Origin of the sequence: Planktothrix tepida PCC 9214, assembly GCF_900009145.1 — a bacterium.
GTDB lineage: Bacteria > Cyanobacteriota > Cyanobacteriia > Cyanobacteriales > Microcoleaceae > Planktothrix > Planktothrix tepida.
The window spans coordinates 694,233-711,280 of record NZ_LN889782.1 but is presented as its reverse complement, the minus strand read 5'-3'; the positions used below and the strand labels follow the sequence as shown (position 1 = coordinate 711,280).

12 protein-coding genes are annotated in these 17,048 nt (G+C 40.0%); 6 read left to right on the top strand and 6 right to left on the bottom strand.

Going from position 1 to position 17,048, the window contains the following annotated elements; all coding sequences use genetic code 11:
• Positions 1 to 6 precede the first annotated feature (6 nt).
• A complete protein-coding gene (gene ureA, locus PL9214_RS06055; RefSeq protein ID WP_072717912.1) occupies positions 7 to 309 on the top strand; it encodes an urease subunit gamma in 303 nt (100 codons plus the stop codon).
• A gap of 153 nt (positions 310 to 462) precedes the next feature.
• On the opposite strand, the gene PL9214_RS06050 is transcribed toward ureA, so the two are convergent.
• Complete coding sequence (locus PL9214_RS06050) at positions 463 to 1,773, bottom strand: HhoA/HhoB/HtrA family serine endopeptidase (RefSeq protein WP_072717911.1); 1,311 nt, start codon at positions 1,771 to 1,773, stop codon at positions 463 to 465.
• Between the two features lie 398 nt (positions 1,774 to 2,171).
• Between PL9214_RS06050 and PL9214_RS06045 the strand changes: the two genes are divergently transcribed.
• Both PL9214_RS06045 and PL9214_RS06040 read left to right on the top strand, forming a co-directional pair.
• Positions 2,172 to 3,218, top strand: a complete 1,047-nt coding sequence (locus PL9214_RS06045) for a diguanylate cyclase domain-containing protein (protein ID WP_072717910.1) — start codon at positions 2,172 to 2,174, stop codon at positions 3,216 to 3,218.
• The gene (locus PL9214_RS06040) at positions 3,211 to 7,101 is read left to right on the top strand and encodes a GAF domain-containing hybrid sensor histidine kinase/response regulator (protein WP_072717909.1); all 3,891 of its coding nucleotides are present in this window, start codon (positions 3,211 to 3,213) and stop codon (positions 7,099 to 7,101) included. The genes PL9214_RS06045 and PL9214_RS06040 overlap by 8 nt, the downstream gene beginning before the upstream one ends.
• Before the next feature lie 13 nt (positions 7,102 to 7,114).
• On the opposite strand, the gene PL9214_RS06035 is transcribed toward PL9214_RS06040, so the two are convergent.
• A complete protein-coding gene (locus PL9214_RS06035; RefSeq protein ID WP_072717908.1) occupies positions 7,115 to 7,675 on the bottom strand; it encodes a DUF697 domain-containing protein in 561 nt (186 codons plus the stop codon).
• A gap of 145 nt (positions 7,676 to 7,820) precedes the next feature.
• Entirely contained in the window at positions 7,821 to 8,981 is a 1,161-nt protein-coding gene (locus PL9214_RS06030; protein WP_072717907.1) for a SpoIID/LytB domain-containing protein, read from the bottom strand.
• A 95-nt stretch (positions 8,982 to 9,076) separates the two neighbouring features.
• Between PL9214_RS06030 and PL9214_RS06025 the strand changes: the two genes are divergently transcribed.
• Positions 9,077 to 10,012, top strand: a complete 936-nt coding sequence (locus tag PL9214_RS06025) for a ribonuclease Z (protein ID WP_072717906.1) — start codon at positions 9,077 to 9,079, stop codon at positions 10,010 to 10,012.
• 56 nt (positions 10,013 to 10,068) lie between these two features.
• Here the strand turns inward: PL9214_RS06025 and PL9214_RS06020 are convergent, their stop codons facing one another.
• Positions 10,069 to 10,716, bottom strand: a complete 648-nt coding sequence (locus PL9214_RS06020) for an HAD hydrolase-like protein (protein ID WP_072717905.1) — start codon at positions 10,714 to 10,716, stop codon at positions 10,069 to 10,071.
• 501 nt (positions 10,717 to 11,217) lie between these two features.
• On the opposite strand from PL9214_RS06020, the gene PL9214_RS06015 reads away from it, so the two are divergent.
• Positions 11,218 to 11,979 (top strand): exosortase-dependent surface protein XDP2, encoded by a 762-nt coding sequence (locus PL9214_RS06015; RefSeq protein WP_072717904.1) that lies wholly within the window; start codon positions 11,218 to 11,220, stop codon positions 11,977 to 11,979.
• Positions 11,980 to 12,126: 147 nt separating this feature from the next.
• On the opposite strand, the gene PL9214_RS06010 is transcribed toward PL9214_RS06015, so the two are convergent.
• Positions 12,127 to 12,396 carry a YciI family protein gene (locus PL9214_RS06010; protein WP_072717903.1) on the bottom strand — a complete coding sequence of 90 codons (270 nt, stop codon included), beginning with the start codon at positions 12,394 to 12,396 and terminating at the stop codon, positions 12,127 to 12,129.
• Positions 12,397 to 12,487: 91 nt separating this feature from the next.
• The gene (pheT, locus tag PL9214_RS06005) at positions 12,488 to 14,941 is read right to left on the bottom strand and encodes a phenylalanine--tRNA ligase subunit beta (RefSeq protein WP_072717902.1); all 2,454 of its coding nucleotides are present in this window, start codon (positions 14,939 to 14,941) and stop codon (positions 12,488 to 12,490) included.
• Positions 14,942 to 15,356: 415 nt separating this feature from the next.
• Between pheT and PL9214_RS06000 the strand changes: the two genes are divergently transcribed.
• Positions 15,357 to 17,024, top strand: a complete 1,668-nt coding sequence (locus tag PL9214_RS06000) for a serine/threonine-protein kinase (RefSeq protein ID WP_072717901.1) — start codon at positions 15,357 to 15,359, stop codon at positions 17,022 to 17,024.
• The last annotated feature ends 24 nt before the right edge of the window (positions 17,025 to 17,048 follow it).

Genomic DNA, 17,048 nt, shown 5'->3' with positions numbered 1-17,048 from the left:
TTATTTATGCAATTATCTCCCCAAGAAAAAGATAAACTTTTAATTTTTACGGCTGCTTTATTAGCAGAAAGACGCAAAGAAAAAGGATTAAAATTGAATTATCCTGAAGCTGTTGCTTATATTACTGCTGCTATTTTAGAAGGAGCTAGGGAAGGACGCACTGTGGCTGAATTAATGAGTTATGGAAAAACAATTTTAAAGCGGGAAGAGGTTATGGAAGGCATTCCTGAAATGATTCATGAAGTTCAGGTAGAAGCGACCTTTCCCGATGGGACAAAATTAGTAACGGTTCATGATCCGATTAATTAACAGTTATCAGTTATCAGTTATCAGTTATCAGTTATCAGTTATCAGTTATCAGTTATCAGTTATCAGTTATCAGTTATCAGTCAATAGTTGAGGGTTGTTAATTAGGGGTTAGAGACTGAGTGCTGAAGGCTGGAAACTGATAACTGAATACTGTTATTGATTATTGATTACTGATTCTTGGGTTGGGATGGCTCCGGTTTTTACCTCTAAATTTAAGGGTTGACCTTGGCGTTGAATTTGCATTTTTAACGAACTTCCGACCGTTACATTTTCAACGGCTTGTTGAACTTCATCGGCTTTGGTAACAGGTTTATTTTCAACTTGAACAATTACATCTCCAGCGCGTAATCCTGATTGATGAGCAGGGGAATTGGGGATGACTCGAACAATTAATATCCCGCGATCTTCATTCACACTAATTGGACTATTGGGATCTTGATTTAAACTTTCTTTGACTTCAGGAGAAAGCGTTACCATCTGAATTCCTAAATAAGGATGTTCGACTTTCCCTTTCGTCGAAATTTGCTCCGCAATATGTTGAACTTGGTTAATCGGAATTGCAAATCCTAATCCTTGGGCGCCTTGAATAATCGCCGTATTCATCCCAATCACTTCACCTTTTTGATTGAGTAACGGCCCCCCAGAATTCCCTGGATTAATAGCGGCATCGGTTTGAATAAAACTAACTCGTTTATCAGGAATTCCGACTTCACTACCCGAACGACCTGTGGCACTAACAATACCAACTGTTACAGTATTATCTAATCCTAAAGGGTTGCCAATGGCGATCGCTAATTCCCCCGGTTGTAAGACATCTGAATTGCCTAATGAAACCGTTGGTAAATTATTCGCTTCAATTTGAACAACAGCAACATCCGTGACCGGATCAGTTCCAATGACTTTTCCTTCAAATTGACGACCATCTTTAAGAACAACAGAGACCTTTGTTACCCCATCGACAACGTGAGCATTGGTAATAATTCGACCATTAGAATTGACAATAAATCCTGACCCTGAACCTCTAACAATTTCCTGTTGAGGAGAATTGGGCATTTGGGAACCAAAGAACCGTTGAAAAAACGGATCATTAAACCCTTCAGGAACCTGACTTTCAACGGTCTTTGTGGCATTAATTCGCACAACAGCCGGCCCAAAGCGTTCCACAACAGAAGTGATCAGGTCAGGATCAGCAATGGTTCCTGACATAGAACTTACCTGGGTTGGAATCGGCGCAGGTACGGCGGGAGAAGCCACCGTTGGCTGAGTGGGTTGAGTGGGCTGAGGAGGTTGTTGCAGTTGATGAGTCAGGGACACCCCTGCAATTCCTAAGCCTGTTCCTAATACGATTAAAGATAAAGATTTTAAAGATTGTGTCCGAGAACGTTGGGAAGCGGAGTGAGATGCGTCTGTCCACTCTAAACGACGGGACTCTAAAGAATTTGCTGGATCAAAATCGGATTTCATATTTAATACCTCATCTATAAGGGTTTCAGGGATTGGACTGGTTTCTGTCTGCCCTGATATTTCTTAAGATATAGGACGAGTATGACATCCTTGTGGCAGAGATATGACATCTGGATGAAAATTGGAGAGCTTGAGTCTTTTAGAGGTGAAAAACAATCCGTAAAATTACGGATTTTTAATTAAAATCCTTACCTAGTGATACGGTTAACGGCTCAATAGGGGCGGTCTATTCCCCTTGACCTTAATATCATCAGAAACATCCATCTTTTAATCAACGGCTAAGAATTCTGATAAAATAGATGCAACGATCAATAATCAATTTTTTGATTTTTTAAGCCCTCGAATTTCACATATTAACTGGTTCCCTATTTACTTTAACCTGTCCCCCGTCGTTTATAATGATTCATTTTGCAAATTCACAATCTTCCCCAGGAAGTATTTTATTAGTTGATGACAAACCCGATAATTTAAGACTATTATCAACGATGTTAATGGAACATCAATATGAAGTCAGACGGGTGACAAAAGGAGTAATGGCATTAAAAACGGCTAAAGCTGCTCCACCGGATTTGATTGTTCTGGATATTAAGTTACCGGATCTTGATGGCTATGAAGTCTGTCAAGCTCTCAAATCTGACCCCATGACTGCCGAAATTCCCATTATTTTTATTAGTGCGTTAGATAATGTTTTAGATAAAGTCAAAGCTTTTAGTGTTGGAGGCGTTGATTATATTACCAAACCTTTTCAAGTTGAAGAAGTTTTAGTTCGGGTTAAAAACCACCTCACCCTCCGAAGTCAACATCAACAACTCTTAGAAAAAAATGAACGATTACAACAAGAAATTAAAGCTCGAAAAGAAATTGAAATCGCTCTCAAAGAATCTCAATCTGAACTCCAAAAACTCAATCAAGAATTACAACGGTTAGCTCATTTAGATGGATTAACTCAAACCGCAAATCGACGACAATTTGATCACTATTTGCAACAGCAATGGATGCAGCTTTGTCAAGAACAAAAAACCCTGGCTTTAATCATGTGTGATGTGGATTACTTTAAATCCTATAATGATACTTATGGTCATCAAGCCGGAGATGATTGTTTACGCGCGATCGCCCAAGCCATTAGTCAAGCCATTCCCCGGACAACAGATTTAGTTGCTCGTTATGGGGGGGAAGAATTTGCGGTTATTTTACCGGAAACGGATCTCCTAGAAGCCGAAATAATTGCCCAAACGATTCAAAAAAAAGTACAATCTCTAAAACTGGTTCATGACCATTCCCAAGTCAGCCCTTATATCACCTTAAGCTTAGGAATTACCTGCCTAATTCCCCATTTCCAATTTAGTCCCTCTCTATTAATTGAATGGGCTGATCGTGCCCTCTATCAAGCTAAAAAACAAGGTCGAAATTGTAGTGTTACTTTATTAAATAAAACCTATGTCTGAACCTGAACCAATTTCAAGCAATAAGGAGACGGAAGCACCCTTAATTCAGGAACTTGAAACCCTGCGAAAACGGGTATTACAACTCGAAAAAGCCAAGAGTACAGAACCTTATCAAGTGGCCCAACAAAAAGCACTATTTGCGGTTATTAGTAAAATTCGAGAATCTTTAGATTTAGATAGTATTTTTAAGTCTACAGCGATTGAAGTGCGTCAATTGTTGAATGCAGATCGGGTGGGAATGTATCGGTTTGATCCAGATTCCCAATATCAACGGGGAGAATTTGTATCTGAAGATGTTTTACCCAATTTTCGTTCAGCATTATCCGCAAAAATCAAAGATCACTGTTTTGGAGAACATTATATTAACTATTATTTTTATGGCAAAATCTGGGCAGCCGATGATATTTATACGTTACCATTACCGCGTTGCTATGCCCAAATGTTATCCCAATTTCAAATCAGGGCTAATTTAGTTGCACCCTTACTGAAAGGGGAAAATTTATGGGGATTACTGTGCATTCATCAATGTTCCAGCCCCCGTGAATGGCAAGAATCGGAAATGGAATTTGTCCGCCAAATTGCCACCCATTTAGGCGTGGCATTACAACACGCAGAATTTGTTAAAAAATTGCAAATGCAGTCTGAATATTTAACCCAAGCGGTAAATCAGGCTGTTGAAAGAGAAAAAGCTGTTGCTGCTATTATTAATAAAATTCGTCAATCCTTACAACTGGATACGATTTTTACAACCACAACCCAAGAAGTTCGTCAACTTTTAAAAGCTGATCGGGTGGTGATTTATCGATTTAATGCTGACTGGAGTGGAGAATTTTTAGTTGAATCTAAAGCCGAAGGATGGAAATCTTTAATTGAAGAACAAAAATATGATCCACAATTTGGAGCTAATATTAGTCAATGTAGCCTGAAATATTTAGCAACTCCCTACGTTACTGATAGCTATTTACAAGAAACCCAAGGGGGAGATTTTACACGGGGAGAAGTTTTTCGAGTTTGTGACAATATTTATAAAGCTAATTTTTCTACCTGTTATATTCAAGCGTTAGAACGGTATGAAGCCCAAGCTTATGCAATTATTGCAATTTATCAAGGGAAACAATTATGGGGATTATTAGCGGTCTACCAAAATCAAAGTGCTCGACATTGGGAAACCTCAGAAATTAAGTTTTTAGTTCAAATTGGCGGACAATTGGGAGTCGCAATTCAACAAGCTGAATTACTCGCCCAAACGGAAAAGCAAAAACGAGATTTAGAAACCATATTAGCTGATGAATTGCGACGCCAAGCCGAAAGTTTAGTGGAGGAAGCAGAACGAGAACGAGCTTTAGCCCAAGTCATTGATAAAATTCGTCGCACTTTAGATATTAATACGATTTTTCAAACCGCCACTTCTGAACTTCGTCAACTTTTAAATGCTGATCGAGTGGCTGTATTTCAATTTGAGCCTAATTCCTATTGGAATTACGGAAAATTTGTTTCAGAAAATGTTTTATTTCCCTTTTGTTCGGTTTTAGAAACTGAGATAGAAGATCATTGTTTTGGCGCAAGATTTGCTCAAAATTATCCCCTCGGTCATGTCTTGGTTTTACCTGATATTTATCAGGGGGACTTAACGGATTGTTATGTGCAACTGTTAGCTCAATTTCAAATTAAAGCCAATTTAGTTATTGCCTTACTTCAAGGGGATGAATTATGGGGGTTATTATGTATTCATCAATGTTCAACTCCTCGTCAATGGCAAAAAAAAGAAATTGAATTTGTGCGGAAAATTGCCGTTCAATTAGGCGTTGCTTTACAACAAGCAGAACTCTTAACCCAAGCTCAAAAACGTTCAGAAGAACAGGCAAAAGTTGCCGAACAAGAACGAGCTTTAGCACGGGTTATTGATCGGATTCGTCAAACTTTAGATATTGATACAATTTTTAGTGCAACGACCCAGGAAGTCAGACAAATTTTACAATGCGATCGCGTCGTGGTCTATCGTTTTATATCCGACCGTCGCGGAGAATTTATTTTTGAATCTAAACTGTCCTGCGGCATTCCTTTAGAACAAGCTGAACATAAAAATTTATGGTTAGAAACTCATTTTAAATATCCCAAAATTGATCAATATCAAAACCATCAGCCTTTAATTATTGATGATATTTTTAATGCCCCTTTATCCCCCTCTACCCTCAAAGTTTTACAACAATTTCAGATTCGAGCTTATATTTTAGTTCCGGTTTTTGTAGGAGAAATATTATGGGGATTATTAGGAGCTTATCAACATACCAGTAGCCGTCATTGGCAACCCAGAGAAGTGAGTTTATTAACCCAAGTTGCGAATCAATTAGGGGTAGCCATTCAACAAGCGAAATTATTAGCTCAATTGAAGGAAGCTAAAGACACAGCCGATGCAGCGAACCATGCTAAAAGTGAATTTTTAGCCAATATGAGTCATGAATTAAGAACACCTCTGAATGCGATTTTAGGCTTTACTCAAATTTTAGCGAAACATTCAGGATTAAGTTCTGTCCAACAGGAATATCTCCGAATTATTGAACGCAGTGGAGAACATTTACTCGATTTAATTAATGATGTTTTAGAAATGTCTAAAATAGAAGCGGGACGACTCACACTCAATGAAACCAGTTTTGATCTTTATCGCTTGTTAAATAACTTGCAAGAAATGTTAGAATTAAAAGCAGAAATGAAAGGATTAAATTTAATTTTTGAACGCGATCAAAATGTACCTCAATATATTAAAACCGATGAAAGTAAGCTTCGCCAAGTCTTAATTAATTTATTGGGAAATGCGATTAAATTTACAGAAGTCGGTTGTGTAATTTTACGGGTTAAACAAGACACTATTTTTCCCAAATCTATCACAACGGAGGCTCAAAATTCAGAACCTATAGACGTTTTACCCGAACCCATTAAAATTACCTTTGAAGTCGAGGATACTGGCCCAGGTATTGCCTCTGAAGAAATTGATTTATTATTTGAAGCCTTTGCACAAACAGAAACAGGACGAAAATCCAAAGAAGGAACCGGGTTAGGTTTACCCATCAGTCAACAATTTGTGCAAATGATGGGAGGAAATATTACCGTTAATAGTCTCTTAGGAACAGGAACTTGGGTTAAATTTTTTATTAAAACAGGTTTGGCAGACCATTGCGATATTCAACCCCAACTTTCTAAAAAATCTGTGGTGGGTTTAGTCGCAGGACAACCAACCTATCGGATTTTAATTGTTGAAGATGCCGTCGAAAATCGCCAAGTTTTAGTGGAGCTTTTATCAACAACGGGGTTTGAAGTTCGAGAAGCCCTCAACGGTCAAGAAGCCGTAGAATTAAGCTTAAGTTGGCAACCCCATTTAATTTGGATGGATATGCGAATGCCGATCATGGATGGAATTGAAGCAACTCGTCGCATTCGGGCAAATTCCACCTCGGAAAATTCCCCTATTATTATTGCATTAACAGCAAATGCCTTTAAAGAAGAACGTGCCCAAGTTTTGCAAGCCGGATGTGATGATTTTGTGAGTAAACCCTTCCAAGATCATATTATCTTTGAAAAAATGGCAAAGTATTTGGGTTTAGAATATGAATATGCAGACTCTCAAACCCCAAGCTATTTAAACTCCCATTTAGAAAGAATCTCACCGTCGGAAGATTTAACCTTAGATTGTTTAGTATTAATGCCTCCGGCTTGGATTCAAGAGTTTCATGAAGCGGTATTATGTACTCAAGAAAAGCGGGTTTTTGAGTTAATTCAGGAAATTCCTGAATCCTATTCAGCCTTAGCATTAATCCTCAAAAAATTAGCTGATGAATTTCAATTTGATCAAATTTTAGCCGTTACAGAAACCCTGATTTTGAAGTAGGGTTCAAAGCTCTTTAAAGCCGTTCTAGTAATTGTTTTTTCTTAGCTTGGAACTCTTCTTCCGTTAAAACCCCCATTTCTTTGAGTTTTCCAAGTTTTTCCAAAGCTTGATAGATATTCGCTGCTTGATCTTTTTCATTCTCTAAATCAGAAACATAGGATTTCCCCTTTTCAAACGCACTATCGTAGGCTTTTCTCAGTTGTTCTTCAGCAAAGTTATTTAAACTTCCTGAGTTAGAAAAATGATTAATCGCAACTTGTCCCACTGCATAGGTTGAAGCCCCAGAAGTCAAAGCCATGGATGCGCCTCCGATAATCGTTCCTATCCCTGGAATTGCTTTAACTAAACTAGCTCCTAAACGGGCAATGGTGGTTCCCGTTAAAGCAGAAACAAATGCTTTTCCTGTACTTTGGGAATAGTCAACTTGATAAAGACGGGCTAATTGCTGTAACATTTCCAATTGAATCGCCGTTACCGCAGCAAAATCAACTAGGGGTAAAGGAATTAAGCCACCTCCCATTGCCCAAAGGACATGGGTACGAATAATCGCTTCCGCTTCTGTTCTTTGACTCATATTTTTGACTATCTTATTCAGCTAAAGCTAACTAGAGTCCATCTTAACAAGGGAGTTTGAGCTTGGTTGAAACGGGCAATGGGTTTAATCCCTCGTTGTAAGCCCTTCAGCGCTTTTTTTTTAAGAATAAGAGAACACACCTGGGTTAACGAACTTCAATTTTTGCTAAAGCCGTATTGCGGTAATAATGGGCTAAAATTTGCTGGTAATTGTATCCCGCACGGGCTAAATTATAAGCGCCCCATTGACTTAAGCCAACGCCGTGACCAAACCCGCGACCTGTAACTTGAAAACTCGTGGTTCCACTTTTACGGCTGACTTGAAACCGAGTGCTACGCAGTCCTAACGCAGAAGCAATATCCTCCCCACTCATCACTCGCGCCCCTTTATCGCCGACGACTTTCATCGCTAGAATACTACCAAACGCTGAAGTCCGTTGTGGGGTCATCGTCGTAACATTCCCCACACCCGAAATTCGTTTACTTAAATCCGCTTGCGAAAAGGTTTTTGTCCACTCAAACACTGGGGTTCCTTGGTCAAAATCAGGGACTCCCCGTAAATACGGCAAAGGTTCATTCCAAACGTCCTCAACGTTTTCCGTATGTCCCCCAGAAGCAGAATGAAACGCCGCTAAAATGGCTTGACCGTTATAGGTTAACACCTGTCCTCTTGTGGCATTCACCGCCGCCACCGTTCCGGTAGATTCCGTAACTAATCCTTTATAAACTTGCCAACCTTGGTCATCCCCAACATCAAAAATACCATTGCTGCGTTGACGCTTGTAGAGGGCGTAGGTTCGGGCTGCAACCGCTTGGGCTTTCAGGGCTTCCTGGGGCCATCCGCCATCCATTTCCGCCCCCAGAACGCTGTAGAGATATTCCTCTAAATCAACATAATTAATTGCCGTTAAACGACCATTGCGAGGCACTAATAACACTCGTCCCCGATACCAACCGTTACCAATCCAAACATTCCCATTATTACTCGGATCAATCCAAAGTTGAGAACCTTGCCAGTTTCCCAAGGCGACTTTTCCTGATTTTGTTTGAGCTACACCGCCCCCCATGGCTACTAATTCCCCTAGGGCTTGGCCGTTACCATCTCGGACAATGGCTTTCGTTGTACTACCAACTTTCACTTGATTGGCCCCATCTTCAATGGCGACTCGTAATAATAATTGAGCTTGGGCTGGGGCTACCCAACACAACCAAATTAGCAGCGTTGTCCACCAATAACGCTTAAACCGTTGCAGGGAGGTGGAGAAGGAGGCAAAAGGATTGCAGGATTGAGGAACAGAACAAATCATTGTTGCGATCAGATCCGGTAAGATGGATAGATTAGAACTGCACCTTGGTTATATAGCACATTTTTTTGGTATTTGAAGATGGAAGGAGCGAGTCAATGCAGATTACTTTTTTAGGCACTAGCTCCGGGGTTCCGACGCGATCGCGCAATGTTTCCAGTCTAGCTCTGCGTTTACCGCAACGGGCTGAAATTTGGTTGTTTGACTGTGGGGAAGGAACGCAACATCAATTCCTTCGCAGTGATTTAAAAGTTAGCCAAATTAGTCGAATTTTTATTACCCATTTACACGGGGATCATATTTTTGGGTTAACGGGATTATTAGCCAGTTGTGGGTTAGCGGGAAATGCCAAACGCATTGATATTTATGGGCCAGCAGGATTATCAGATTATTTACAAGCCTGTGTGCGTTATTCTCAAACCCATTTTTCTTACCCGGTTAAAGTTCATACTATTCAACCGGGAATGATTTTTGAAGACGAAGAATATCAAGTGGTTTGTGGGTATTTGAAACATCGGGTAACAGCCTTTGGATATCGAATTATTGAAAAGGATAAACCGGGACGATTTGATGTAGAAAAAGCCAAAAAATTAGGCATTCCACCGGGGCCAATTTATGCTCAACTCAAACAAGGACAAACGGTTACTTTGGCTGATGGTCGTACTATTCGAGGGACAGAACTTTGTGGAGTTCCTCAAATCGGTCGTAAATTTGTTTATTGTACAGATACCGTTTTTTGTGAAGGAGCGGTGGAATTAGCGCAGGATGCGGATGTTTTAGTTCATGAAGCGACGTTCTCCCATCAAGATGCAGAAATGGCTTTTCAACGATTACATTCCACCTCAACAATGGCGGCACAGGTTGCGTTAGCTGCCGGAGCTAAACAGTTAATGATGACCCATTTTAGCCCCCGTTACGCTCCCGGAAATTCAATTATTTTAGACGATTTATTAACAGAAGCCAGAGCCATTTTTCCCAATACAGATATGGCTTATGATTTCCTGACCCATGAAATTCCCCGCCGTCCCTTGTAGTAAGCCCTTCAGGGCTGTCTTTATTTATTTCCTGATTAATCCCCTTAACGATTATGCTAGTTGTGTAAGTCCTGTATATTCTCAATAGCAGCAATCAGTTCAGAAGGATGGGAAATTAAAGCATTGGGGTGATGGCGGGCTAAAACCTCGGCGGAATTATATCCCCAACTCACAGCAATACTTTTAATTTTAGATTTTCTAGCTGCATTAATATCTCTCGTTTCATCCCCAATATAAATAGCTTGCTGAGGTTCTATTTTTTCTTGTTTTAATAATTGATTAATGATTTTATGTTTTCCAAATAAATTAATTCCTGAATAGATATTCTTGAAATAATTAACTAAATTATAACGAGATAAAATTGTAATTACATTAATTTTAGAGTTAGAGGTAATAATATAAAGAGTATAATTCTGCTTCTGCAATTGTCGGAGAATCTCAGGAATTGTAGGGAATAAATGAATCTGTTGTAAATCCTGATTTAATTCAGAAATTACTCGCTTCAGTAAAAAAGGCAGTTTAAATCGGGAAATCCCCGATTGTTGAATAATCTGCCAAGAGCTTAAATTTTGAATTTGAGCGAGGGTTTCAGGGTTAGTCGGGGAATAACCAAATTCCCCTGATAAACGATTGGTAATTGTAACCACCGTATGTAGGGTATCCGCTAAAGTTCCATCAAAGTCAAAAATAATAATCTGATTCATAGATTCAAAGGTTCAGCCTGGGTTTGAGATTAGCACTCAAGATAGAATCAATATTGCAGTTTATATAAGATTAACAAATATATACATTCAGATATTAATATTTACCTCATTACCTCTAAAAGTTGGATTTAATCCCGGATTGAACCTCCGTGGTTCTAAGGAGATGAGGAGTCTCAAGATCGGGTGCAGATTCGGAAGATTTGAATTTGATAGAACCTCCCCCCATTTCCTATAATATAGATAGGGCTTGTCCTGGTGAAAAAAAATAATGGGGTTAATTCTTTAAATAAAAGCTTAGAACTATAAAAGTTCTGTAAAACTTACAAGAATTTTTCGGGAATGGGGTGACAAAGCAATAGGGTTTGCTATTGTGGTAATAACAGCTTGTATGAATCACTCTGGTTGCTGAGATGTCCCCCATCTAGGGAGACAACCAGAACAACCAGGTCAAGAGTTCAGGGTAACAGTAACCAGTAGGATATTCACACACAGGAGTTCCAAATGAAAACTAGATTCTTCACCACTTTCATCTCAACCTTGGCTTTAACAGGTGTTTACGCTACATCTGCTCAAGCCTTTACCTTCACAACCAACTATTCCACAACCGACACGACAACTTGGACAAAGGACATTACCTTAAAATCAGTTGAATTTAACAGTAAAACCTATAGTAATTTCTCCCTGGTTAATGATGTTAAAATTATTCAAAATGATATATGGACAGGGGGTAATACTGGGGCTGCCAGTAGCGATAAAGGGGATAATGCTTCAGGAATTAGAGTAGAAAAGCCCACAGCAAGCAATTTAGTCACCTCATTGGGCAATCTGAACTTAAGCAATATTGTCGATACAGAAGACACAGGCAGTTTCACCCTGGACTTGTTCTTTGCAAAACCAGCAGATAATTTCCTGTTCTTTGAACGGGGTAAAAACAGCAAACTGGATGTTCAAGCTGTGCTTACTGATGGCTCATTTGGGTCGGTCGTTAACTTAGATTCAAAAACATGGCAAAACGCTGGCTATAAACTCGATACCAAAGAAATTACGGAGATCCAAAAAGTAGGTTCTTTAGGTCTCAGTTTGTTAGACTTAGGCGTAACCGATGCCAAATCGTTCAAAGGTCTGCGGTTGACCAGCCTAGCAAGCTACAACGGCCCAGACTTTAAAGTAGTAGCTACGGCTGTTCCTGAACCCACAACCGTTTTAGGTTTAGGTGTAGTCGGTGCTGCTTTAGCAATGTCTCGTCGCAAAAAAGCTCATTAAGCTATATTCCTCGGATAGATTGAATAAAAAACTCTAAATTCGCCTCCACCCCATGAAACGTAAAAGTATTCTGGGGTGGTTTGATTATATAGAGTTGCGATCGCTCATCTATAAATATAGAGGAGTGTGCGATCGCAATTTTTTTCCTTAATAAACTTGTATCCAGGCTTTGACCTCATATTCTGTCCAAATCCCATTTTGCCAATAGGGGTCAGACTCCACTAACTGACGCACCGTTGCTTCATCTTCGGCTTCATAAATGCCAAATACCTTTGTGACATCCTGAGTCGGGCCAATGGTTAATAAAACACCCGATTCTTTTTGTTGTTTTAATCCTTCCAAATGCGCCGCCCGATAGGGTTCCCGCTTTTCCAGAACATCCTCGCAATAGGTTCCAAACATGACATATTTTGGCATAGTTGTTGATGGTTGATAGTTGACTGTTATCTGTTATTTGTAGGGGCGGGGTTTTCCCGCCCGCAAGTCCCCCCGCCCCCAGGACAAACACCTAACTTCTGAGATTAACGTTAAATTGCTGAACTAAAGCATCTCGGACTTTTTGTTGCACGGGGTCAATATCCGTATCAGTTAACGTGCGATCGCTCACCCGGTAAACTAAACGAAATGCCAAACTGCGTTGACCTTCCGGGACATTTTTACCCCGATATTCATCAAAAACTTCCACCGATTCTAATAGATTTCCTGCGGCTTTGGTAATACAGCGTTCCAGGTCGGACACGGGAACTTCAACGGGGACGAAAAAGGCAATATCTCGATCCGATGCTGGGAATGTTGAAAAAGGTTTGAATTTCCGAACTAAATTAGAAGGACGGTTCATCGCCTCTAATAATATTGATAACTGAAATTCAAAGGCATAAACTTGATTCGGGAGATCCTGTTTTTGACACAATTGAGGATGCAATTGTCCGAAAATGCCTAAGCGTTTTCCTTGTAACCATAAAGAAGCGGTGCGTCCAGGGTGTAACTGTTCTATTGTAGATTCCGGTTTATATTCAACGGTTAAATTTAAGCGCTGAAATACCGCTTCTAAAATACCTTTCGCTTCAAACCAAGTCATCGGTTGTTCTTGAGCACTGCGAACCCAACGCCCAAAACTGCGATCGCCTCCCATAATACCCGCTAAAGCATCTTGTTCTTTATATTTATCCCCTTCTTTCCAGAAAATTCGACCGATTTCAAAGCCATTTAACGGCCCATTACCATTTTGTAAATTATAAACAAAAGCATCAATTAACCCCGTTAACATTTCCGTGCGTAATGCCGAATATTCCACAAACAAAGGGTTATCTAAAACAACTTGATTTTTCCCTTCTGTTTTCACTAAGGAATAGTGCATTAATTCCGTTAATCCTTGCCCTCGGAAAGTCGCCCGAATTTGTCGCATTGCTAACTGTTCTAAGGGCAGATAACCACATACCCCTTGACTGGGTAAAGTTTCACAGAAATTATCGTATCCGTAGAGACGAGCAACTTCTTCAATTAAATCAATTTCCCGTTCCAAATCTCGATAACGATAGGGGGGAACGGTGACTTTCCAAGCTACAGAATCACTATTTGGATCTCTGACTAATCCACAACCCAAAGCAGTCAGAATTCCTTCCACTTTTTCCGGTAATAAATAGAATTCGGCTGCTGTTCCTTGTCCCCGTTTAAGTTGTCCTAAAACCTGATTAATTCGATCTAATCTTAAGGAGATTTCTGGAATCTGTAATTCTATGCCACTGCTATCAGTTTCTTGACGAGTTGAAGTGCCAGAAGCTAACTCTTTTAATAATACAATAGCCCGCCGACAAGCTAATGCTAATTCAGCTTGATTAACCCCTCGCTCATAACGGGTAGACGACTCACTGCGTAAACCTTGCGACCGTGCAGAACGACGAATTGCAATGGGTGCAAAAATAGCAGCTTCTAACAGTAAATTTTGGGTTCCTTCAAAAACTTCTGTTTCTTCCCCTCCCATAACTCCGGCTAAAGCTACGGGATAATCATTAGCCGTAATTAACAGATTTTGCTCTTGTAATTTCCGGGTTTGACCATCTAAAGTTTTAATCGATTCATCAAGTTTAGCAAAGCGCACACCAATAGTTAAATCTGGAGAGGAAGTCACTTGTTTGAGACGATCTAAATCAAAGGCATGAAGCGGTTGTCCCCATTCCAATAAAATATAATTCGTGACATCAACAACATTATTAATGGGACGAACACCCGCCGCTTGTAATCGTCGTTGTAACCAATCAGGAGAAGGGGCAATCTTGACTCCTTCAATTATTGTCCCAATATAGATCGGACAAGCTTGTTTATCAGCAATTTTAATCGATAACGATTGAGATTGTTCCGACTGTTCAATTAATACTCCAGCCGCTTCAGGAATTCTTAAACTAGCCCCGGTTAAAGCTGCAATTTCACGGGCAATTCCCACCATACTTAAGCCATCCGCTCGGTTAGCCGTTGCAGTGACATCTAAAATTACATCATCTAACCCTAATAACGGTCTAACATCACTGCCTAAAATCGGGTTTTCAAGGTCAAAACTGTGAATTCCTGAAGAATCTTTTTCTAGTCCTAATTCCGCTAAGGAACAAATCATTCCTTCTGAAGGAACCCCCCGCAATTTTGTTTTTTTCAGCGTTAAATCAATTTTAGGTAAATAAGTTCCCAAAGTTGCTACAGCCACCACCATTCCTGCGGCTGCATTAGGAGCGCCACAAACAATATTCAGGGGTTCTGAAGCGCTAATATCCACTTGACAAACTCTTAATTTATCCGCATTAGGATGTTGTTCGGCTTGTAGAATTTTTCCCAGGACAACCCCATCAGCCCAGGAACGCCAATCTTCTATATCTTCAACTTCAAATCCCGCCACCGTGAGGGTTTCTGCCAACTCTTGGGGGGTCATCTGGATATCCACCAGTTCTCGCAACCAATTTAAAGAGATACGCATCGTTGTTTGCTTTCAATGTTCCTAGTTTATTGTTACAGAAGATCGGAGTTACCGAGTCAGCTAACCCGTCAACTGCTAACCGTCAGCAGCCAACAGCCAACAAACTACCCATTTAATCGATCTAACTGCTATCCTGGTGTCAAGTATGTATTCCGGTAAAAATGGCTAGACTTTACTCAATCTTTACATAGGTTGGAAAAGCTGATACGGAAGTTAACAATTCTGGAGTGATAATAGAAGTAGAGAGAAACTTTTTTTGATACGGGAGTTAGATCGATTGAAATCGTGATGCCAAAGCCTACATTCAGGTCAAAGTTCCCAGGAACCTCCTATGTTGTTCTTTGATGTGGCTTAATTCGATTAGTATGGGTTTTGCAAGTCCTCCGTCCACTGGTACAAAGCAATCTCAAACACCATGAGCTACTGTGTCAATCCAGCCTGCCCTCAACCAGAAAATGTAGATGATGCCCTCAAGTGCAAGGCTTGTGGTTCAAAATTGTTGTTGAGAAATCGCTATAAAGTGATTCAACCCTTGGGAAAAGGGGGGTTTGGAGCAACCTTTCTGGCTCAGGATATGTCGTTACCCGGACGTCCGAGTTGTGTTGTTAAACAACTGCGTCCTACTGCTACATCAGCCCGGATTTTAGAAATGGCGCGAGAGTTATTTCAACGGGAAGCAAAAACCCTCGGTAAAATTGGTGATCATCCTCAAGTTCCTCGCCTCATCGATTATTTTGTTGGGGGAAAACAATTTTATCTAGTACAAGAATATATTGATGGTTATACCTTAAAACAAGAAGTCAAAGAAAAAGGAGTTTTTAACGAGGCACAAGCCAAAAAATTCCTGCGCGAAATTTTACCATTGTTGAATTATATTCATAGTCAAGAAGTTATTCACCGAGATATTAAACCTGCTAATATTTTGCGACGGAGAATTGATCAAAATTTGGTTTTAATTGACTTTGGAGCGGTAAAAGATCAAGTCAATCAAGCAACCATGATGGGAACTGGACAAACTGCTTTTACTAATTTTGCCATTGGCACATCGGGGTTTGCTCCTCCTGAACAAATGGCCTTACGTCCAGTTTATGCCAGTGATATTTATGCAGTGGGGATGACTTGTGTTTATTTAATGACTGGAAAGTCTCCTAATTCGTTTGAAAGCAATTCAGTGACGGGGGAAATTATGTGGCTTCCCCATTTAGATGTTAGTGATTTCTTTGCCAATATATTGCAACGGATGTTAGAATTTTCTGTACAATATCGCTATCAATCGGCGCAGGATGTTCTGCGGGCATTAGATTCTGAATCGAGTTATGGAATGTTGGCAGAAGGGATGGTAACGCAGCAAAAATCTACCTCGACTCCTAACCCCAAATTAACAAACTCTACAAATGAATCTACTTTTTTAAATGAACCCAACACCTCGTTGATGTTACCTTCACAGCGTATGGCTGCCCAAATTCGAGCCAGAAATCAGCGAGTCGCGAAGAAAAAACAGGGCAATTTGGGTGGGGATACGGATATTTATGATGATAACTCTTTTGTTAGTGGCATGAGTGCGACGGAAGGTTCTCCCAGAACCATGATTTATGACACGGTTTCTAATAATACTAAAAGCAGTCTTCCCCCGACAACGCCCAAATGGAATGAAAACACATTAAAAACTGCCTATGTTAAAGGAAGACGTGATTTTGCAGACTGTGAATTAAGCGGTTTAAATTTAGAAAATTTTGATTTTTCGGGGACTAATTTTTACGAATCCCGTTTAAGTAATAGCAATTTTCAAGGAGCCGATTTAACAGAGGCAAATTTTGGTCGCGCCCGATTAACAGACGTGAATTTTCGGAATGCTCAATTAGTTAAAGCTTATTTAAGTAATGCTAATTTAGAACGGGCTGATTTACGCGGTGCTAATCTCAGAGAGTCCTGCTTAAATCGAGCAAATTTGCGGGGTGTTAATCTCTGTGGTGCTAATCTAACCCATGCCATTGTGAGTGATGAACAATTAGCCATGGCTAAATTGAATTGGCGTACAATTCGACCCAATGGAAAACGGAAATTGTGGTGCTGGTGGTTTTAACAGACTGTAGAGATTCTGGCAAAA